Annotated in this window: 12 protein-coding genes; 2 read left to right on the top strand and 10 right to left on the bottom strand. The window is 65.0% G+C overall.

All coding sequences use genetic code 11. The features are described 5' to 3' along the window. The first annotated feature begins 44 nt into the window (after positions 1 to 44). A complete protein-coding gene (locus tag WG901_RS06500; protein ID WP_339586193.1) occupies positions 45 to 944 on the top strand; it encodes a LysR family transcriptional regulator in 900 nt (299 codons plus the stop codon). Between the two features lie 21 nt (positions 945 to 965). On the opposite strand, the gene WG901_RS06495 is transcribed toward WG901_RS06500, so the two are convergent. From WG901_RS06495 to WG901_RS06450, 10 genes are all read right to left on the bottom strand, one after another. Beyond that, on the bottom strand, positions 966 to 3,014 hold the full coding sequence (locus WG901_RS06495) for an O-linked N-acetylglucosamine transferase, SPINDLY family protein (RefSeq protein ID WP_339586192.1): 2,049 nt from the start codon (positions 3,012 to 3,014) through the stop codon (positions 966 to 968). 207 nt (positions 3,015 to 3,221) lie between these two features. After that, positions 3,222 to 5,156, bottom strand: coding sequence for a putative bifunctional diguanylate cyclase/phosphodiesterase (locus WG901_RS06490; protein WP_339586191.1), 1,935 nt, complete (start codon positions 5,154 to 5,156; stop codon positions 3,222 to 3,224). Between the two features lie 123 nt (positions 5,157 to 5,279). Next, positions 5,280 to 7,805, bottom strand: coding sequence for a TonB-dependent receptor (locus WG901_RS06485; protein ID WP_339586190.1), 2,526 nt, complete (start codon positions 7,803 to 7,805; stop codon positions 5,280 to 5,282). A 211-nt stretch (positions 7,806 to 8,016) separates the two neighbouring features. Beyond that, entirely contained in the window at positions 8,017 to 10,104 is a 2,088-nt protein-coding gene (locus WG901_RS06480; RefSeq protein ID WP_339586189.1) for a hybrid sensor histidine kinase/response regulator, read from the bottom strand. A 56-nt stretch (positions 10,105 to 10,160) separates the two neighbouring features. Beyond that, positions 10,161 to 10,928 carry an SDR family NAD(P)-dependent oxidoreductase gene (locus WG901_RS06475; RefSeq protein ID WP_339586188.1) on the bottom strand — a complete coding sequence of 256 codons (768 nt, stop codon included), beginning with the start codon at positions 10,926 to 10,928 and terminating at the stop codon, positions 10,161 to 10,163. A gap of 203 nt (positions 10,929 to 11,131) precedes the next feature. Further along, the gene (locus WG901_RS06470) at positions 11,132 to 11,776 is read right to left on the bottom strand and encodes a hypothetical protein (RefSeq protein ID WP_339586187.1); all 645 of its coding nucleotides are present in this window, start codon (positions 11,774 to 11,776) and stop codon (positions 11,132 to 11,134) included. Between the two features lie 109 nt (positions 11,777 to 11,885). Beyond that, positions 11,886 to 12,842 carry a sterol desaturase family protein gene (locus WG901_RS06465; RefSeq protein WP_339586186.1) on the bottom strand — a complete coding sequence of 319 codons (957 nt, stop codon included), beginning with the start codon at positions 12,840 to 12,842 and terminating at the stop codon, positions 11,886 to 11,888. A gap of 361 nt (positions 12,843 to 13,203) precedes the next feature. Next, positions 13,204 to 15,618, bottom strand: coding sequence for a TonB-dependent receptor (locus WG901_RS06460; RefSeq protein ID WP_339586185.1), 2,415 nt, complete (start codon positions 15,616 to 15,618; stop codon positions 13,204 to 13,206). Positions 15,619 to 16,190: 572 nt separating this feature from the next. Continuing rightward, a complete protein-coding gene (locus WG901_RS06455; RefSeq protein WP_339586184.1) occupies positions 16,191 to 17,186 on the bottom strand; it encodes an ABC transporter substrate-binding protein in 996 nt (331 codons plus the stop codon). Continuing rightward, the gene (locus tag WG901_RS06450; protein ID WP_339586183.1) at positions 17,186 to 19,708 is read right to left on the bottom strand and encodes a TonB-dependent receptor plug domain-containing protein; all 2,523 of its coding nucleotides are present in this window, start codon (positions 19,706 to 19,708) and stop codon (positions 17,186 to 17,188) included. Before WG901_RS06450 ends, WG901_RS06455 begins: the two co-directional genes overlap by 1 nt. Before the next feature lie 345 nt (positions 19,709 to 20,053). Here WG901_RS06450 and epsC point away from each other — a divergent pair, with 345 nt between their 5' ends. Further along, positions 20,054 to 21,028 carry a serine O-acetyltransferase EpsC gene (gene epsC, locus WG901_RS06445; protein WP_417602422.1) on the top strand — a complete coding sequence of 325 codons (975 nt, stop codon included), beginning with the start codon at positions 20,054 to 20,056 and terminating at the stop codon, positions 21,026 to 21,028. The last annotated feature ends 305 nt before the right edge of the window (positions 21,029 to 21,333 follow it).

Below are 21,333 nucleotides of genomic sequence, written 5' to 3'. Positions count from 1 at the left end.
ATAATTCCTCTTGATTGGCGTTCACTGTTGCAGTTTGGGGAATAATGGATCGGTTCGAAATGCTCTCGGCTTTCGTCGCCGTGGCTGACCAGCGCGGCTTCGCAGCCGCTGCGCGCACGCTCGAGGTTTCGCCGCCGGCGATCACTCGCGCCGTCGCGGCGCTCGAGCGGCATCTGGGCGTCACGCTGTTCCAGCGATCGACACGGGCGGTATCGCTGACCGAGGACGGCGCGGCCTTTCTCGATCGCGCGCGGCGCATCCTGATCGACCTGCGCGAGGCCGAGCAGATCGTGATGGGCGGCCGCTCAACCCCGCGTGGACAGCTTTACGTCACGGCCCCCGTGATGTTCGGGCGACTGCACGTGCTGCCGGCGATCAACGCCCTTCTGTCCCGGCACGAGGGCCTGAGCGCGCGGATGATGCTGCTCGATCGCAATGTCCGGATCATCGAGGAGGGCATCGACGTCGCGGTCCGCATCGGCGCGCTGACCGACAGCGCGCTACGCGTGGTGACGATTGGCGCGGTCCGGCAGGTCGTCGTCGCCAGTCCCGACTATCTGTCGCGACACGGAGAGCCGGCCCATCCCGCCGATCTCGGCGACCATCGCTGCATTGCCGGAAGCGGCCCGCGGCTCGGCAGCGCCTGGCCTTTCGGTGCTCGGGGCGAGACGTTGGTCGAGGTGGTGCCGCGCCTGATCGTCAACACCGTCGATGCTACGATAGCTGCAGCGGAGGCAGGGGTGGGGCTCGCCAACCTGCTCAGCTATCAGTTGCAGGACGCGATCGCCGCCGGCCGACTGGTCGAAGTGCTCGCCGACCATGCGCCGGCGCCGATGCCGGTGAGCCTCCTCTACGAAAGCGGGCGCGCGGCGATGCCGGCGGTGAGAGCCTTCATCGAAGCCATGCGCGAACGCGCGCGGCACAGCGCCTGGGGCGAAAGGTAAGGCCGGCCTGCATCGCGATCGTCAAGCGGCCGGAGCGATCGGCGATTGTCGCCCGGCGCTCTCGCGATCGGCATCGACCAGCAGTTGCTCGAAGTTGCGCGTGAAGGCTTCGGTGTCGAACAGCGGATGCGTGGTCCGGTTTGCCGCGAGCCGTTCGTTGACCTCCTGCAGCCGCGCGAAATCCGTGGCGAGTTCGAGCGCCAGACTTTCGTAGGCTTGCAGCGACTCCGTCACGAGATCGGGCAGGCCGATCGCTTTCAGCAGGCTGCCGGCAACCCGCGAAGAGAAACTTCCGCCAAGCTTGGTGATCACCGGCAGACCGATCCACAGGGCATCGCTCGCCGTCGTGTGGGCGTTGTAGTTGAACGTGTCGAGGAACAGGTCCGCGCAGGCCTGGCGGGCCAGGTGCTCGCTGACCGGCATGCGTTCGGCGAAGACCAGGCGCTCTGGGGCGATACCGCGGTTCCCGGCCTCGCGACGCAGGTTCTCGATCGCCCAGGGATTGTCGGCCAGCAGCCAGAGGACGCTGCCTTCGACGCGCGTCAGCAGACGCATCCAGATGTCGAATTCCGCCCGGGAGATCTTGAAGCTCCCGTTGAAGCAGCAAAACACGAATCCCTTCTCGGGAAGGCCCAGTTCGCTCCGGGTGAACCTCCGCGGGGAGATCGGTCGCTCGTCGTCGGTCACCTGATAGCTGTGCGGGATGCGCAGCACCCGCTCGGAATAATGCTTCCTGCTGTCTTCGGGGACGACGATCGGGTCGGCGATGATGTAGTCGAAATAAGGTGCGCCCATCGTGCCCGGATAACCCAGATAATCGATCTGGCACGGCGCGGCGTGGGCGGCGAAAATGCCCGTGCGCGCATCTTCGGTGTAGCCCTTCAGGTCGATGGCGACGTGGATGCCCAGGTCGCGGGAAAGCTGCGCCGTCTCTTCGTCGCTGATTCCGCTGACGTCGTGGAACGTGTCGACCGCCTGGATGACACGCTCGCGCATGGGATCCTGCTTCTGCGGACCGTAGGAGAAGGCATGGATCTCGAAGCGGTCGCGGTCGTGCCGCTCGATCATCTTGATCATCAGCGCCATGGTCGCGTGGTTGTGGAAGTCGGACGAAAAATAGCCGATCCGCAGCGTCGTCCGGTCTGCCGCCGCGGCAAAGGCGGCGGGAGCTCGCGCCGGGAAGTTCTGCTCGGCCCAGCGCCGAGCATTCTTGAGTTGGAGCGCTCCATCGTCGGTGATCGCTGCCAGGTGAAACGGCGAAACGCTGCCTTGATCGTGCAGACGACGCAGGAGCTCCTGCTTGAGATCGTCCTCGACCCACAGGCCCATCTGCGCGCGGAGGAAGACGACCTCTCCGAGGGCGATGTCGTCGCTCGGGTCGAGGCCGAAAGCCTTCTCGAAACAGGGCAGGGCTTCCGAGAAACGGCGTGAGCCCTTCAGGGCGGTCCCCAGGTTCCGATGGGTCAGGGCATGCGACGGCGCCAGGCCCAGCGCCGTGACGTAGCTGTCGATGGCCTCGGGCAATCTTTTGAGATGCAGCAAGGTGCTGCCCAGATTGCTGTGCGCGGCGAAGTAATTCGGATCGAGCGCGATGGCCCGGCCATGTGCGATCACGGCCTCGTCATAGCGATGCAGGTCTTGAAGGATGTTGCCCTTGCTCGTGCAGGCCTGCGGAATATCGGGATTGAGCCCAATCGCCATGTCTATCTCGACCAGCGCTTCCGCGAACCGCTTCTCGGCGCGCAGCGTGATCGCGCGATTGATCCGTGCCTCGACATATTCGGGCCAGAGGGCGATCGCCGCGTCGAAGCTCGCGAGGGCCTCGCTCGTGCGCTTCAGGTCCCGCAACACGTTGCCGCGGTTGTTGTAGGCTTCGACGTAGTCCGGAGCCAGCGCGATGGCGCGATCGTAGATCGTGACGGCCTCGTCCCGATAGCCGGCCGCGGCCACGACGACACCGCCGATGTTATGCGTGATTTCGCAGTCGGGGTACTTTTGCAGGAGCTCGGCGGCGAGCGTGACCGCGTCATCGAGCCGCGACTGCGAATAGAGTTGAACGAGAGCGTCCAACTCTGCTTGCGATGCGTTCGAAGACGATGAAGGGCCATCCGCGGGCGTGGTCATGTGCAGCCTTGTTCCGATGTGCGTCGGAGCGACGACCGCGGGAAGGGCTGGGCGACGGCTCCGAATTTCGGCCATGCTATCGGCCGAGCGTGGATCCGGCAACGCCCGACGCGATCCTCAAAGGCGGGGTGGCAAAACTGCGTCGCGGGGCGATCAGGCGGCCTTAGGTAGCTGGCTCAGCGTTTCCAGCACGTCTTCGATGCTGCCCGGCCGGGCGAGCAGATAGCCCTGGGCGTAGTCGAAACCCGCCGCGGTGGCGTCGACGAGCTGCTGTTCGGTCTCGATGCCTTCGAGCACGCAGCGCAGCGAGAGCGTCTCGGCGAGGCCGCGGATGGCGCCGACGAGCCGCCGGCCGGTCGCATCGGCGAGCTGTGCGGCGAAGCTGCGGTCGACCTTGAGGATGTCGAGCGGCAGATTGTGCAGCGACGAAAGACTCGAGAAGCCCGTGCCGAAGTCGTCGAGAGCGACCTTGGCGCCGACGCTGCGCAACCGCTGGAGCGATTGCCGCGCGGTCTCCATGTCCGAGATCAGCGAGTTCTCGGTGATTTCGAAGACGAGGCGGGTGGAGGCTACGGGCGAGAGCGTGAGCTCGTCGAGGATCATCGCGATCGTGGTCTCGTCGGCGAGATCGACGGCCGAGAGGTTGAAGTTGAGATGGACCGCCGCAGGCAGACGCGAGGCGCCGGCGAGCGCTTTCTCGAAGAGCTTGAGCGTCGTGCGCCGCGCCATGCCCGCACGTTCGGCCGTTGCGATCAGCCGCTCGGGCGAGACCACGCCGATCGAGGGAGATGTCCACCGCGCCAGGGCCTCGACCGCGACCACGCCGCGCGTTCTGGTCGAGAAGACGGGCTGGAAGACGACCGAGATCTCGCGGTCGATATCCGCCGCCTGGAAGGCGCTCTCCACGGCCCGCTCGGAGCGGATCATCTCGTCGAGCCGGCTGGTGAACACCACGCAGCCCCCGCGGCGCTGGGCCTTGGCGTGATAAAGCGCGAAGTCCGCGCGATCGAGGAGATCCTGTGCCGAACGCCCCGCCTGCGGATAGCCGGCGATGCCGATCGAGCAGCCGACGACGACGTTCGCACCCGTCAGGGGGACGGGGCGCTTGATCGCTTCGCAGATGCGCTGGCCGGTCTTCGCGGCCCGATCGGCGTTGCCGGCGAAGAGGATGCCGAACTCGTCGCCGCCGAAGCGCGCGACCATGCAGTCGCTCGCGAATTCGCGCAGCCGCTCGGAGATGATCTTGAGCAGGCTGTCGCCTTGTGCGTGCCCGTAGGTGTCGTTGACCGGCTTGAACCCGTCGAGATCGAGCAGCGCGACGGCGAAGCCGTCCTCGCCCGCCCGAAGCCGTCGGTCGAGCTCGTCGAGGAAGAACCGCCGGTTCGGCAGCCCCGTCAGCGTATCGGTGCGCGCGAGCGCGACGTTGGTCTCGATCAGGACCTCGGCTTCGGATTGCTTGTGCGCAAGGTCGCGCTGCGACAGTTCGAGCCGAAGGAAAGCCGCGAAGGAATCGCGCAGGACCTTGAGAATGACGAGCGCGACGAGCGAGATGTTGACGGCGACGACGATGCCGACCTCGCTGCCGCGCGCGAAGCTGTAGACGAGGAAGGCCCCCATGACGATCACGCAGACCAGGAAGGCGGCGGTCGGCAGATAGCCGAGGCAGAATATGCAGGCGACCACGGTCATGGCGATGAACATCGAGACGTGGCCGTGCTGGTCGGGCCCGCCATACTGGTCGAGCGCGAGTGCCCAGGCGAGGAAAGCGACCGCAATGAGAGCGGCGAGGAAGGTCGTCCGGCGAAGCTTCGCGCGGGCATCGGGCTTGGTCGGTGCCGGCTCGCCCGCGGCGAAGAGCCATCGGACCGAGCGGATCATGCAGGCGGCGATCAGGATCGCGGGTATGACGACGGTGAGGCTCGCGGGTGCGAGGTCGCGATGCGTATAGGCGAGCGAGGCGGCGCTGACCGAGAGCAGCGCATAGAGCGGCGCGATCTGGCGCTGCAGGTTGGCGACCTGGGCGATCTCGAAGTCGGAGGTCCGCACCGCGTCCCGGTAGAGTTCGTGTAACGTGAAGAGCGCCCGCATAGGGCGCCGTCTAGCCCGGGCACCTTTGCCGATCGGTATAGCGCGCGCGTGTATTCGCCGCGATCGGCGCTAAGGTCTTGGTAAGGCCCAGTCGGCTGTCGTCGTTCTCTCCGGGGGCGCCCGTCAGTTGAACGGGCGGTAGGTCAGGCGCACGAAGACCGATCGGCCGGGGCCGTCCGCGAAGCACAGCGTCTCGGCCCACCCCATCGGGCCGGCCACCGAGCCGCCCGTATAGGCGCCGCTGAATGGCAGGACGATGCCGCCGGCGCTGTTCGAGGCCGAACAGTTCGACGAGACCAGCTTGTCCGTGAGGTTCTTGCCGATCAGCGCGATTTCCCAGCGATCCTCCGCATCCCTCAGCGCGATGCTGGCATCGACCCGGAAATAGCTGTCCTGGACGTTGTCTGCATTGGGACGCCCATTGGCGAGATAGGCCGGATAGCTCGACGAATACTGGTTGTTGTTGGTGAGGCCGAGCTTGAGGCCCGATCCGACCGGCAACTCGTAGTCGAAGCCGAAATTGGCCGTCCACTCGGGTGCGCGGATCATGCGCTGGCCCGAGATGTCCTGCGCGTTGTAGAAGCCGTAGACGCCGTTGCGCGTCACGCCGACGCCGGGTGGCAGGCCAAGCTGCGCGCCGCTCGGCGGAGCGAAGAAGGTGTTGCAGCCCTGCGCGAAGGTCTGGTTCGCGTAGCAGGGGATGTTGTTGAGCTCTTTGTAGCGCGCATGGTTCCAGTTGACCGAGGCGCTGAGCGAGAGCCCTTCGATCGCGGGCGGGCGATACATCAGGTCCACGTCGACGCCATAGGTGCGCGCCTTGCCCGCGTTGACCGTCGTGATCACGGGGACGCCGCCCACCGAATCGGCGATGCCGCCGACCTGCAGGCCCTTGTAGGTGTAGTCGTAGAAGGCGAGATTGAAGAGCAGGCTGCGATCGAAGAAACGCGACTTGAGGCCGACCTCGTAGCCCTGGACCTCTTCATCGTCGAAGGCGTTGTCCTCACCCGGCGCCGCCGGCACTGCGACCTTGAACGAGCCCGACTTGTACCCCTTCTTGTACGAGGCGAAGATGGTGAGATCGTCGCTCGGCGTATAGGTCAGCGTCGCTTCGGGGGAGAAGTTGCTCGAATGGACGCGTGGCTCGGGCAGCAGCCCGGTGATGTCGCCGAGCGCCGGATTGGCGTAGGTCACGCGTTCGGTACGCGTTTCGTCGTTCCAGCGCACGCCGCCCGCGAGTTCGAGCTGGTCGGATAGCTTGTAGCGCAGCTGGCCGAACAGCGAGTAGGTCCTGATATCGACTGTCGTCGCGGCATCGAGCTCGATCGAGCCCGGCGGCAGGAAGCCGAGCGGCGCGCCGATGGTATAGGCGCGGTTCTGAATGAACCGCACCCGGTCATAGAGCATGCCGTCTTCGTAGAAGCCGCCGAGCGTGAAGTTGAGCGGGCCCGAAAAGTCACTTTCGAGACGCAGTTCCTCGGTGAACTCGCGGCGCCGGAAATTGTTGGTAACGGCGAATGTCGGGCCGGCGGCCGTGGTCAGCGTCGGGTTCACCGAGCTGCTCGACACCAGCTTGTAGTAGGCCGTGGTCGAGGTCAGCGAGAGCGCTGGCGAGAGATCGTAGTTGAGCTCGAGCGTCCCGAAATTCTGCTTGTTCTGGAGATAGGGCGTGCCGCCGTTGGGCAGCCCGGGGAAGGCCGCCGGATCTAGGAACACCTGGTTGGCGTTGCGATCGTACTTGCAGTCGTCACCGCCGATGAAGGGAATGTTGGGAAACAGGCCGGGCACCGGCGAGAACGATTGCCCCGCGCCGTCGGGACAACTTGCCAGCTGCTTGAGATCCGAATTGATCGTCTTGTCGTAGGAATGGTTGATCTTGAACCGTGCCGAGAAGGTGTCGGTCGGATTCCACAGCAGGGTGCCGCGGACGATGAAGTTGCGCGGTTGGGGAACGCGGTCGGGCGGGGTGATCGCCCCCGTCAGCGGCGTCGCGACGGCACGATTGCGGAACCAGCCTTCGCCCTCGGAATAGGTCGTCGCGAAGCGCGCCTTCAGCGTTTCGGTCACCGGACCCGAGGCGATGAGCTCGCCGCGCCATTCGCGGGCGTAGAACTCGTAGCTGCCACGGGCGATCACTTCCACTTCGTCGGTCGGATCGGCGGTGCGCAGCGAGATCACGCCGCCGGGACTGCTCTTGCCATAGAACAGCGCCTGCGGACCCTTGAGCACTTCGACCTGGCCAACGTCGAACATGCCGCTGCCGAAGGCGAGGCCTTGGCCGAGCGAGAGCCCGTCGATGTTGAGCGAGATCGACTGGTCCACGCCGGGATCGAACGAGGACGTGCCGACGCCGCGGATCGTCACCTGCGGTCCGATCGATAGCAAGTTGCCGGCGATGACGAGGCCCGGGACCAGCCGCGGCAGGTCGGTCACCTGGGTCACCTGCGCGCTCTCGAGCGTGTCGTTCGAGATGGCGGTGACGACGACGGGGACCTTGAGAATCGATTCCTGGCGCTTGCGCGCAGTGACGATGATGTCGCCATTCTCGATATAGCTTTGGGCGGTCTGTGGTGGCGGCGATCGCGGGGCCGTTTCCTGCGCCGCTGCGGGCAGACTCCAAGCCAGGGTCAGCAGTGACGCGGCGCCGAGCATGCCGGCAATGGAACGATCATGCCGCTCGTTACGACGTTGTTTGAAGACGCAACCCGGCCTCGCTGCCCGAACAGCTTCCATCCTCTGCCTCCACGCGCGCAGGTGCGCGCTTTCTTATTGTTGTGGCGCGAGGTTGGGCAATCCGGAGATAATATTCAATAGTGTATCATTGCTTTTCTACGGCGCCGTTGCATTTTTATTCGGATGCGCTTCAGCTCGGGCCCGGCATCGGCGCTTCGCTTTTATCCGAAGCCCTGGCAGGAGCGGCAGGCAGGTAGAGCCTTACGGTCGTGCCTTCTCCGTATCGGGAAATGATCTCGGCGTGGCCTCCCGATTGGCTGGCAAAGCCGTAGACCATGCTGAGGCCGAGGCCCGTGCCGCTGCCGATGCCCTTGGTGGTAAAGAAGGGATCGAAGGCCTGCCTGGCGATTTCCTCGCCCATTCCCGCCCCGTCGTCGGCAACGAAAACCCTCACATAGCGGCCGGGACGAAGCTCGGCGTGCAACGTGCGGCTTTCACCCGTCGCGAAATGCTCCGCGCCGATCGCGATGATCCCACCGTCGGGCATGGCGTCGCGCGCGTTGATCACGAGGTTGAGCAGGGCCATCTCGAGCTGGGTCGGGTCCACGAAGACGGTGTTCGGAAGCGAAGCGGCCTGATGTCGGATCGCTATCTCGTTTGGAACGGAGCGGCGGAGCAGGGGCAGGAGGCCGTCGATCAGGCTATCGACGTCCACGAGGCAAGGGGACAGGGCCTGCTTGCGCGCGAAGGAAAGCATTCGTCCGGTGAGTTCGGCCGCGCGTTCGCTGGTGGAGAGGATGAGGCCGGCCAGTTCCAAGTGCTCTCGATCTCGCAGATCCTCGACCAGATCCTCGCTGCTGCCGATGATCACGGCCAGAAGATTGTTGAAGTCGTGCGCGATGCCGCCGGTGAGTTGGCCGAGCGCTTCGAGCCGCTGACGCTGCGCAAGGCGTTGTTCGAGATCGGCACGCTCCACGAGCATCCGGTCGATCGCCAGGCCAAGGCGGCTGGTCTCCTGAAAGTCGTGGGCGGAGGCCGGGATCTGCCTGTCCCGCAAGGTCGGATCGCTTCGCCCGACGCGGGCGAAGTATCCTTCGAGATCGGCCAGCGGACGGCCGAAGCGGCGTCCGATGCGCAGCGACAGCAGGCCTATCCCCGCTGCGGCGGCCAGGCCGAGCAGAAGCGACTGGATCAATTGCCGGTGCAGTATCGTGTCGAAGAACTGGGCCGGGCGGGAAACGACCACCAGCCATCTTTCGCCACCCGCGATCGGGATCTGTCGGGTGGCGACCCACTTCCGGCTGCCGTCGAGCGCCATCTTTCCTACGAACGGCGTGCCTGCTTCCCGGGTCAGTGCGAGGAGATCCGCGGGCGTGTCCCGCGGCGTCGTTGTTAGGCCAGGGCCTGCGATCAGTCGGGGCTTGGGGCCGAGTTGCAGGACCTGGATCTGTCCGTGATATTCGTTCGAGAGCGCCCGCACGAGGCGGTTGAGCGCGGGCATGTCGAAGTCGGTGTCTATCACGCCGCGAATGCTGCCACGGTCGTCGCGCAGAGCCTTTACGAAGCTGAAGCCCCACAGCGGCTGCTCGGGCCTTGCATAGTCTCGCCACGGATAGATAGGCATCCAGCCCCCGGCGGCCGGACCGTTCACTGCTCCTCGGTAGAACGGACGCGTGCGCGCATCGTAACCGTTGCTGGGATAGGACCGGTCGGCAACGAAGCCCTCTTCGACGAGCGTGAAGGTCCGCACGAGGGCATCGCGTCGCCGTGCTTCCGGGTAGAGGACGAGTCCGATCCTGCCGTTCGCCTTGCGCTCCAGGAGGCCGTATTCGCCGGTCGTGGGAACGATGATCCCCATGTAGCTGAGGTAGGGATGCTGCTCGAAGGCGGCGAGCAGCTTGTCCAGCGAAGGACGCAGCGAGCCGCCATCGATGGGATTGTCGAGCGCGACGCGTTCCAGCGAACCCGCCGCCAGCTCGGCGGCATGGACGAGTTGACCGATCCGGCTCGCGGACCCGTCGAGCATCTCGGTGATCCCGCGCGCCGCGGCTTCGTTGGTGCTTTCCGTGGCCTGCCAGGCCATGATCGCGAGCGAGCCGAGCGCCAGGGCGCCGTAGAACGCGATGATGTTCACGAGCAGCGCACGGCTGAAGGACGACGGTTGCTTCCCCGGTCGTGTCGTCATGATCGGAGCCCCCGGCACAGACGAATGACTACGTCGCGCGGAGTCCCCCCGGACCCGCTGAACCACTATGCGCCAAATCGGCTGCTTGTGCACCCAAGATACTGTGCGATCGCGCTTATTCCAAAGCAGATCCTCGCGCTCTGTGGTTGTCAGAGCATCGTGGTTCCACCTTCGACGCCGATCGTCTGGCCTGTGACGAAGCCGGACTCGTCGCTCGCCAGGAAGATCGCGGTCGGCGCGATGTCCTCGGGCTCGCCGAAGCGGCCCATCGCCACCTTGGCCAGTTCGAGATCGTAGGTGCCGCTTTCCTCGAGATACCAGATCGACTTGGGGGTCAGCGCCGAAGGCAGGATCGTGTTCACCCGGATCTTGTGCTGGCCCCATTCCCTGGCCGCGGTCTTGCTCAGCACCCGGATTGCTTCCTTGGTCGCGGCATAGGCGAGGAAGCCGGGTTCGCAGCGGATCGAAAAGCCGGTGCCCATGTTGATGATCGAGCCGCCGCCCTGCGCGACCATGTGCGGGAAGCATTGCTGCATCAGTTGTAGCGAGCCGAAGAAGGCGGACTGGAGATCGGTGCCGCAGTTTTCTTCCATCTTCGGATCTTCGATCGGCAGATAGTCGGTGAAGGTATGCGCGTTGTTCACCAGGACGTCGACCCGGCCCCACTCGGCGATAGCGCGATCGACCGTGCGCTTCGCGTGATCCCGGTTGCCCGCCAACGCGTCGATGCCGATGGCGGTGCCGCCGGCCGCCGCGATCCCGGCAACGACAGCGTCGAGCTTGTCCTGCGTGCGGCCGGTGATGATCACCTTGGCGCCCTCGGCGGCATAGGCCACCGCGATAGCGGCTCCAATCCCTTGACCAGCGCCCGTGACGATCGCGACCTTGCCCAGGAGGCGATTGGACTCATCGCTCATATGGCACTCCCCCGTTTGTTCGTCACATTGGTAGCGGGGAGCCGGAGTGCGGTCAATCTTCGTGCGCGGGCGATCTCCGCGCGCGGTTAGTCGGTGCCGGAACGGGACCGGGCCTTGGGGGAGGCGGGGCATCGTGGCATCGTGGCCTCGATGGAGCAGAGCGATCGGCCCGCCCTGTCACTGCTCACGATCGCGTGATCGGCTCAGGCCCGGCTGGGCGCGAGGTCCAGGGTGCTCGTGGCTTCGTCCGACAAGTGCTTGCGCACTCGCGAACGGAACAGGTGGTTCTCGAGAATTCGGCCGATCATCCACAAGGCGAAGAATATGCCCATGAAAACGTAAGCCGTGGTCATCGATGGCTTGCGGTTTCTCTTGCCCATTTCTTCGCCGCCCTTCTTTTTTTCGGGCGTGGGCGCGCCGAGCATCTGATCGACCGCGTTCATCGGCACGTCATCGGGCTTGACCCGCGACCGCTTCTTCGCGGCTTCGGCCTTGGCGGCGGCGACCTCGGGCGGATTGCGCCACTTGTCCATGGCGACACCGATATGGCCGACGGCGAAGAACAGCAGCGGTGCCAGGAAGCAGGCCAGCAGCGCCTTGCTCATCATGTCGTAGCGCAGGACGCCCTCGGTGACGCGGAGCGTGCCGCTGTCGAAGACCGACATCTTGTCCTGGGGGCGTTGGCGCGACTTGCTGAAGGTCAGCGTGTCGCCCTCGATCCAGTGGGCTGTGTTTTCCTCTTGGAACAGGCTGTCGAGCTTGCCGAAGACCGCCGCAGGCGACCGGCTCGGTCCCGTCTCGATGGAGCCCCTCACGCGCCAGATCCAGTCGATGAAACGTAGGTTCACAGGTCTTCCTTCGAGATAGCGACGCGTTGATGTTTTCTCGGGATTGCGAACTTCGCGGCGCTAGCTGCCCCAGATCAGGAGACTGGCCCGTGCCGCGAAGTCGCTGGCCTCACTCGGCGGGGATCGCGACCATTCCGCGACGCTGGCCGAACCGTTCCTTGAGCAGCTTGTACGGCTCGGAAAGGGTGTAGTGCATCGTTTCCCAGATCGACATGCGGCGTCCGCCTTCCTGGCCCAGCAGTTCGGCTTCGCCGTCGCGGCAGGTGCCGTGCATGCGATCGATGAAGATCCAGGTGCCGGCATAGTTGCTGCGGGTGCTGTCGTAGTCCTGCGCGTGGTGCAGGCTGTGGTGCTCGGTCGTGTTGAAGATCTTGAACCACCACTTGGGCGTGTTGAAGCGGATGTTGCAGTGCTGGTAGGTGCCGACAGCGAGGCCGAAGGCGCCCGCGAGCAGGACCGCACGCGGCAGGAAGTCGAACAGGCCACCGACGCCCAGGCCGATCAGGAAGATCTCGATCGGATTGCCGACGCTGCCCTTCTGGATGTTGAGCTGCGTCACGAAGTGGTGCGGCGCGTGGGTGACCCACAGCGGGTACCAGTTGTGCATGCCGCGATGCATCCAGTACTGGAAGTAGTCGCCGATGAACGAGATCGCGAAGGCCTGAAGCAGCAAGGGCAATCCCATGAACCAGGCGAACTTGGCGAGATCGAAGGTGTCCTGGAACCAGGTGATGATCGCATCGCTGTTGATCGGCGCGAAGACCACCCGGACGACCATCATGCCCATGGCGACGTAGAACGTGTCGCAGGCCAGTTCCTTCCAGGTGTGCTGCCAGCTCTTGTAGCGGGGGCTGACCCATTCCATCGCCAGCATGAAGAACTTGACGCCGAGGCCGATCCACAAGGTGACCGACGGCTTGATCCAATCGGCCGGTGCGTAATAGTAGAACGCGACGACCGCGAGCAGGAAAGCGGGCTGGAAGTGGGTGAAAAAGGCCTGCTTGGCCGGGCCGCCTTCGACCCTGCCGAGGTTGTCCAGTCCCATGGTGACGGGTGCGCTTACCATGTAGGACGGTCTGTCGATTGTGATCGCTTCACTCATTGGCGGAACCCTTGATGAGGCACTAGGCGTTGATATCAGGCCCTACTGGCATCCTCGCGGTATTGCGGGCCGCCGGGGTGATCAGACATTTTGGAATAATGTAAAAAACCAAGGCAAAGTGGCAGATACTTGTCGCCGATGATCGGCATAGATCGTCCCTATGACCCGGATGCTGTGATCGCGCAGATACGCGGTTCGGCGTGGCTCCGGGCTTTGTAGGCTGGGGGCATTACCGGGACCGATGGCTGAACTCCGCCTCCGCCCCGGGCGCGATCCTCAAGAAGTCGGGGCCTGCTCGACCGGCAGGCCCCGAAAGGTCGGAGTATTAGTAGCGGAAACGGAAGTCCACGCCGACACGCCGCGGCGCGAGGATGTTCCGGCCATAGTAACGCTCGACGATGCCATTGCGGACTTGGTTGAACGAACTGATGTCGTTGCTGATTCCGGTCGTGGCATATTTGTTGAAGATGTTGTCGGCGTAGATCCCCAGGTCGAAATGCTCGGCCCGGTAGGTGATCGCCGCACGGTGCGTGGTGTAGGCGGGGATGACCTCGCCGTTTCCGCGCAGACCGATGCGCGAGTAGACGTCGCCCTTGTAGGTGACGGCCCAGTTCGCCTCGATCTCGTTGCCGTTGGCGAGCGGCTGCGTGTAGGTGACCTGCGCGGAGCCCGCGTGCTTGGACGATCCCGGCAGGCGGTCGCCGGCGAAGGCGCCATAGGACTTGCCCTGGCTGACGACGAGGCCGGGAGCATCGGCGGTCAGGTAGGCGTCGGTGTAGCTGTAGTTGCCCTGGAGCGAGAGGTTCGGCGTGACCTTGATCCGGGTGGTGAATTCGACACCCTTCGAGACCGCGCTGCTGCCGTTGACGGTGATGCCGACCGCGCCGTTGACCGTGCGCGACGGGACCTGGAGGCCGGTCCATTTGACGTGGAAGACCGAGCCGGTCATCTGCAGGCGCTTGTCGAACAGCGAGGCGCGGACGCCGAGTTCGATGTTGCGGGTCTTGTCCGGCTGATAGGCCAGTTCGCTCGGCAGCGCGCAGACGTTCTGGCCGGCCGGCAGCGGGATGATGCAAGGCGCAACGCGGTTGACGTTACCCGTGCGATAGCCCTTGCTGTAGGTGAAGTAGGTCATCAGGTCCTCGCTGAACTTGTACGAGGTGTTGGCCTTCCACACGAAGCCGTCGGCGGCCGTCGATCCCGACCTTACGCGGCTCGGAATGATCTGGGCGAGAGGGTAGGGTGTCCGGATCTGGCCGCTCGCCGTCAGCGGCGTGTCCGTGCCGCCCTCGGCGAAGGCGTCATACTTGAAGTAGCGGACGCCGCCGGTCACCTGCCACTTGTCGGTGATGCTGAAGGTGCCTTCACCGTAGACGGCCTTTTCCTTGGTCTGCGTATTCACGAAGGAAATGTATTCGAGGTCGTCGGGACGGTTGATCGGTGGGCGCGGCAGGCCTGTGCTGGCAACGATCGTGCCGGCGCGGGTCGCGTTGTACCATGCGACGTAGCCAGGCAGGACTTCCTTGCCGTTCGAGCCCGTCCGCAGGTTGTTGTAGAAGCCGCCGACGACCCAGCTGAACGGACCGCCATGGCTCGAGACCAGGCGCAGTTCGGCATTGAACTGCTTCGTGCGGTTGTTCGACTGGGTATAGGCCGAATAGTTCGGGAACTGTTCGTAGCCGTAGTTGAGATCGAGCAGCAGGTCGGTCTGGTCGCCGAAGGTGTCGGTGGTCTGCTTGGTCCATGCCGAGGTGGCGACCACCTGGGCGAAGCCGAGGCTGACGTTCGCTTCGGCGGCAAAGAGGTCGGACGTGCGGGTCGAGGGCTCCTGATAGCGCTTGGCCGACTCATACCGTCCGGTGCCCAGAACGCCGGCCTGGACCGTCTGCGCGCCGCCCGTCTTGGTCTGCTGGTGCGCATAGGTGAGATACAGCTTCGCGCCGGGATTCAGTTCCAGAAGCAACTGGTTGCGGGTGGTGAAGGTCCGCTCGTAGTTGAGGTCCTTCTTCGAATAGAAGTTGGCCGCCTGTTGCGCCGCCGTGCCCAGGCCCGCCTGGGCCGCGGTCGTGCCGCGGACGGGCTGCGGATTGGAGACGCCCGGCTGCTTCAGCAGGTAGTTGTAATCGATGAAGCCGGGGTTGTCGTAATAGCCCACGACCGAGCGGAAGGCGATGTGATCCTGCACGATCGGCACGTTCACGGTGACGTCGCCGTTTACGCCCGCATCCTTGCTCTGCGACTGCCCGAAGGCGCGCATGTGAGCGTCGATCGACCAATCGCTGCTGTCGGGACGATTGGGCATGTAGCGGATCGCGCCCGACAGGGTGCCCAAACCGTAGAGCGTGCCTTGCGGCCCCTGCAGAACTTCGACGCGGTTGATGTCGAGCAGTTTGAAATCGAGGTAAAGCGGCACTTCGCCGAGATATACGCCGACCGCGCTGTTGGAATTGGCGCCGTTGCCGGCATCCGACGACGAGATGCCGCGCATGATGATCGTGCCCGCGGTGCGCGGACCGGTTTCGGCCACGGTCAGACCCGGCGTAAAGGCGGCCAGACCCTTGGCATCGTCGATGCGCTGCTTCGAAAGCTCCTGCGCGCTGAGCGCGCTGATGTTGATCGGCGCGTCCTGCAGCGAGGTGGCGCGTCGGGTTGCCGTCACGACGATTTCATCGCCCTTGTCGGTGGCGGTAACGTCTACGTCCTGTGCATGGGCCTGCGTGACGCCCACGCCCATCAGCATGGTCGCAGACAGTAAAGTGTTTCGAATCAATCTCATAAGTCACTCCGACCCCTAGCTGTTTAGCCTATCGTGAAGTGACATCCCTCCCTTGGCGCTCTGGCTATGCCGGCGCCTTGTGGTCGTTCTGGTATTCTTTTGTGTTGAGCCCCCGCCCTACTTTCATGGGCGACGAGGGATAAGGTATGGATATTACGAATGTGGTCAAGCGTAATATTTCCGCACCTGCTCAGTATGAGCGCTGCTCGTGCTGCACCGCACAAATCCTTATTTTTTCAGGGAAGGTGGGAGTGTCTCGCGGCGTCGGTGCGATTAGGGCCGTCAGCGAAAACGCGCCGATGCCATGATCCTTGACCGATTTTGGCAGTCCGGCCGAATCACGTTCCGGAAAGGCGGACGTCGTCTCAATGTCGCAACAGGCGGTCCGAGGTGGGCTCGAATCGCAGATGCCAAGCGCGAAATCGCCCTTCTGCCTTCGCGTTTCGAGGTCGACGCAGGGAGATGCGCTAGGACAAGGTCCGGTCCTGGGCGCTATTGCGTATTCCAGCGGGGAAGGTGCCGACTATGAGCGGCTCTCATTCGGCGCGCGGCGCCGAGCGATCTTTTGCGGCTTCTTCGAAGATGCTGGTGTCGACGATCGACGAGACATCGACATGCGCCGGCAGCACGCCCTCGGCGTGAAAGCGGTCGGCCACGTGCTGCAGCTCGCGCATGATCTCGGGGGAGGGCGCCACGAGCTGAGGGTTCTCACGGGCGACGACGGCTCGCGCGACTTCCGGCGTGACGCGGGTGACCCGCTGGAAGACCTCGGCATATTCGGCAGGGTGCTCGATCGACCAGGCGTTTGCGGCCCGCTGCCGGCGGATATAGTCGACGATCGCGCGACGCTTGACCGGATCCTCGAGCGCGGCGTTCGTCACCGCGATGAAGGCGAGCGACGCGTTGATGCCGCGGCCGTCGCGCAGCACGCGTGCGCCGCGCGTCTCGGCGGTCGCCTGATAGGTGCCGAAGGTCGCCCAGGCGTCGATCCGCCCGGCGGTGAAGGCGGCTGTCGCCTCGCCGGGCAGCATGAAGCCGATCTTCACCTCGCGCGGATCGACCTTGGCTTCGCGCAAGGCGCCGAGCAGGAGATACTGGGCGACGCTGCCGCGCGCCGACGAGACGATCACCTGCTTGCCGCGCAGATCGGCCACGCTGCGGATCGGCGAGCCGGGCGGGACGAGAATTGCAACGCCGCGCCCCGACGAGCGCGTAGCGGCGACGATCTTGAACGGCGTGCCCGCCGCGGCCGCGGCGATCACCGGGGTGTCGCCGGCCGGGGCGGTGTCGACCGCACCCGCCATCAGCGCCTCGAACAAAGGTGCGGCGCCGGGGAACAGCGCCCATTCGTAGTCGAACGGCGCGCCGTCGAGGGCCTTCGCGGCTTCGATCTTGGCCTTGCTCAGCCCGACCTGGTCGCCGAGCACCAGCTTGGCGCGGCCGGCAGGCTGTTCCTTCCCGCATCCGCCGAGCAGCGTGAGGCCGAGGAAAAGGGCGGTGACCGGGCGCGACCTGCGGGCGAGGGTGGTCATCAGAAGTCCAGCGAGACCTTGCCGTAATAGAACCCGCCCGCCGCGGAGAAGGGCGACTGGCCGTAGACCGAGGAGGCCGAACCCGTCGATGTCGTCACCTGGCCGTTCTCGTCGGGGCGCACGTCGAACAGGTTGGCCGCGCCCACGGTCAGCCGCAGCTTGCTGGCGAAGGTATAGCTGACGCTGAGATCGGTGATCCACTTGGCGCCGTAGCGCGCGTCCTGCGACGCCAGTTCGCTGCGGATGTACTGATAGCCGCCGAACCGGGTGAGCTGGGCGTTGAGGTTGAAGGCGTCGACGTCCCAGTTGCCGCTGAAGATCAGCTTGGTCTTGGGCTGGGTGACGGTCAGGTCGCCGCGCACCGCGCGCGTCAGGTAGATCAGGCTGCCGCCGGTGTTGGTCGGCACCAGCGCCGTCAGCGCCGCGGGCGTGTCGGCGATCTTGAGGATCTTGGTCTCGTTGTAGTTGAACGCCGCCAAGAGTGCGAGTTTGCCCGCGCTGCCGAGGTCGCGCGTGGTGTCGACCACCACGTCGACCCCGCGCGAGCGGGTGTCGGCGATATTGGCGAAATAGGTGATGTATTCGCCGCCGGTCAGGCCGTTGGCGATCAGGATGCGGCCGACGGCCGGGCCGAGCAGGGTGCCGGTGCGGCTGATGCGGTCGCGCACGGTGACCTGATAGCCGTCGATCGTGACGTTGAGCCGGTCGAGCGGACGCAGCACGAGGCCGAGGCCGAAGTTGAACGACTTCTCGGGCTTGAGATCCTGGGCGCCCAGCGCTCGCCCGATCGCGGAATCGGGGGTGACGATCTTGCTCAGCGACGGTCCCGATACGCCGGTGACGGGATTGATGCCCGTGCGGCTGTCGGTCTGGGCGTAGCCGATCTGCGACAGCGACGGCGCGCGAAAGCCGGTGCCGATGGTCCCGCGGATCGCCACGGCGGGGGAGAAGTCGTAGCGCGAGTTGAGCTTGCCGCCGACCGTCGTACCCGAGCTGTCGTCATAGTTCTCGACGCGCGCCGCCGCGCCGACATACCAGCCCTTGGCCGGGTAGATGCCGAGGTCGAGATAGCCCGCGACGCTCTTGCGCGTGAGCCGGACCTCGTCGGCCGGGGACAGGATCACGCCGGCCTGGGCACCGACCGAGGCGGGCTTGCCGACGTTGGGGTTGCCGTCCTGGTCGCCCGCCTTGAACACGTAGCCGCCATTGCGATAACCGTCGGCGTCACCGGCGAAGGTCGAGAACTTGTCGACGCGGTATTCGACGCCGGCGGAGACCTGCAACGGCTCGCTGAGGCCCACGTCGAAGCCGCGCGTCAGGTCGAGGTTGGTGACCCATTGCTCGAACTGGTATGTCGCCAGATTGTCGAACCGGGTCGGGCCCGTGGGACCGAGCGAGGGGTTGATCGTGAAGTCGCTGTACTGGCGGTTGTGGTTGCGGCCGAAGGTGCTCGACAGGTCCCACTTGAAGCTACCGGTCTCGCCACGCAGGCCGACCAGCACCTGGTAGTCCTTCTCGTCGGTGTTGTTGAGCGGGTAGTAGCCGTCGGGAAACAGCACGTCGAAGCTGGCGAGGCCGTTGGGCCGGCGGTAGTTGTTGCCGATCACGGTGTCGCGCTCGCCATAGGTGCCGAACGAGTAGAGCACGGTGTCGCCGCCCAGCGGCAGCTCTGCGTTGTAGGCCAGATTGAAGGCGCGGACCTCGGGATCGCCGTTGTGTGCGCCGTCGCCGTTCCAGGTTGCGTTCTTGGGATTGCTCGCGGGCGAATAGGGCAGGTCGGCCGAATAGAAGTTCCACCAGGCAATGCCGCGCTTGCGCGCGTCGCCGCTGAGGTGGAGGAAGCCGCCGTCGCCAAGCTTGAAGCCCACGTCGGCCTCGGCCTTGTAGACCCACAGATCGCCCTTGCCGCCATAGAGGCTGCCCGCCGATGCCGCGGCGTGGAAGCCGCTGTTGCCCGACTTGAGCACGACGTTGACCACGCCGGCGACCGCGTCCGAGCCGTACTGCGCCGCGGCGCTGTCCTTGAGCACCTCGACATAGCCGACCGAGCTCAGCGGAATGATGTCGAAGTCGACCGGGTTGACGCCGCTGGTGTCGCCGCCGCCGTTGGTCAGCAGCGCGCCGTTGTGGCGGCGCTTTCCGTTGACGAGGACCAGGGTGTAGGCCGGACCGAGGCCGCGGTTGCTCAACGGGCGGACGACCGAATTGATGCCCGCCGTGGTCTGTCCGAAGTTGATCGAGGGCAGCAGCCGCGAGAGCGATTCCGCCAGATCGGCACGGCCGGTGTTGTTGCTCAGCGCCTGGCCCTGGATGACGTCGATCGGCGCAGGGCTTTCGGCCACGGTGCGCGGCTTGCCGCCGCGGACGCCGGTGACGATGATCGTATCGCCCGGAGCGCCATCGGCTGCGGCTTCGGCGGCGCCGTCCAGCGCACTCGCCCAGGCCAGACCCGGCGTGCTGGCCAGGAGCGCTCCCACGAGCACGGCAAATCTGTGGCTGCGGACGGCGGACTTGGTGAACATGAAAACCCCTGATTCGTGAATTCGAACGGGGAGTGCGGGATGTTCTTGGCCGATCCAATAAAGATTAAATTTCTTCAATATTACTCAACGAGAGCAACGAATTCCTAATATTGGGCTCATCATAATAACGATATAAGCAAGTCTTATAGTTCGATTGCGAGCGGCGTTGTCTCTAACCGGCGCGGGGCCTGTCCCTGGGGGGCTTGACGAGGCGGGGCGAGTTGATAGGGCGCGAGCTCGGCTGAAGCGCGCGAAGTGCCGCTGGTCGCAATTCCGGCCCCGAGGCGTCCACGCCAGGGCCGATGTTCCGGAGCTGCCGCCCTTTGGAAAAAAGCGATAATCTGCATGGTCTCTAATCCTTGCTTCTTGTCTGCCTGCTCGAGCGATGAGAGCCTCGGCACTGGCGAAGACGTCGGCGATCTCGGCCCTATCACGGCGGCCTTGCGCGCCGCGCGCGAGGACTGGCGCCTGTCGCAGGCGCGGCACGTCGAATACGGCGAGCACGGCTTCCCCTCGCGCCACGCGATCGCGCGGATCGTGGAATCGCTGAGCGCGGCGCTATTCCCGATCCGGTTGGGGCCGGCCGAACTGACCCCCGACAACGAGGATGCCTTCGTGCTCGCCTCGCTCGAAAGCGCATTGCCGCTGCTCACCATGCAGGTGCGGATGGAGCTCGCCTACAGCAGCGTCATCCTGTCCGACGCGGGGCGCGATGCCGAAGCGCGCAAGATCATCGCCGGTCTGGCCGGCCGGCTGCCGCAGATCCGGCGCCTGCTCGATACCGACCTCGAAGCCGCCTATTCGGGCGATCCTGCCGCGCGCAGTGTCGACGAGGTCCTGCTCTGCTACCCTTGCGTCACCGCGGTCATCCACCACCGCATCGCGCACGAGCTCTACCTGCTCGGCGCGCCGCTGGTCGCACGCATCATCGCCGAGATCGCCCATTCGCGCACGGGTATCGACATCCACCCGGGCGCGCGCATCGGCGAGAGCTTCTTCATCGATCACGGCACCGGCGTGGTGATCGGCCAGACCGCGATCATCGGCAATCGCGTGCGGATCTACCAGGCGGTGACGCTCGGCGCGCGCAGCTTCCGCACTGACGAGGCGGGCAATCTCGTCAAGGACGATCCGCGCCACCCGATCATCGAGGACGACGTGACGATCTATGCCGGGGCGACGATCCTCGGCCGGATCACCATCGGCAAGGGCTCGGTGATCGGTGGCAACGTATGGCTGACGCGTCCGGTACCGCCGGGCAGCCAGGTGCGTCAGCACAAGCCCAGCGTCGAGATCGCCCACGGAGATCCGTTCGAATAGCGCGAAGGCTCTCCCGGAGCCTCTGTCCGACTCGATGCTCGTCCTCAAAAAAAAGGCCGACCCCGAAGGGCCGGCCGGAAAGTTTGGGAGAGGATGCCAATAAAGGCAGGGACATTTCTACTGATTTGGTTGAGTTTGTCGCTTCAGTGATTTTTGCCCCTGCCGTAGATTTTCTTGGGCGCGCGGTCAGATCGATCGTCAGGCGCACGTTCCGCGGATTTTCTGCCGTTTCTATGACTTCTCCTCAAGCTTTGCAGGGCTGAACTCGTTTGTTCGCAGCGGGGCTGCGGGCCGATAGCCGACCG

The organism is Novosphingobium anseongense, from assembly GCF_037482895.1.
Lineage (GTDB): Bacteria > Pseudomonadota > Alphaproteobacteria > Sphingomonadales > Sphingomonadaceae > Novosphingobium > Novosphingobium anseongense.
The sequence above is the reverse complement of the archived record's forward strand: the minus strand, read 5'-3'. Positions and strand labels throughout refer to the sequence as shown.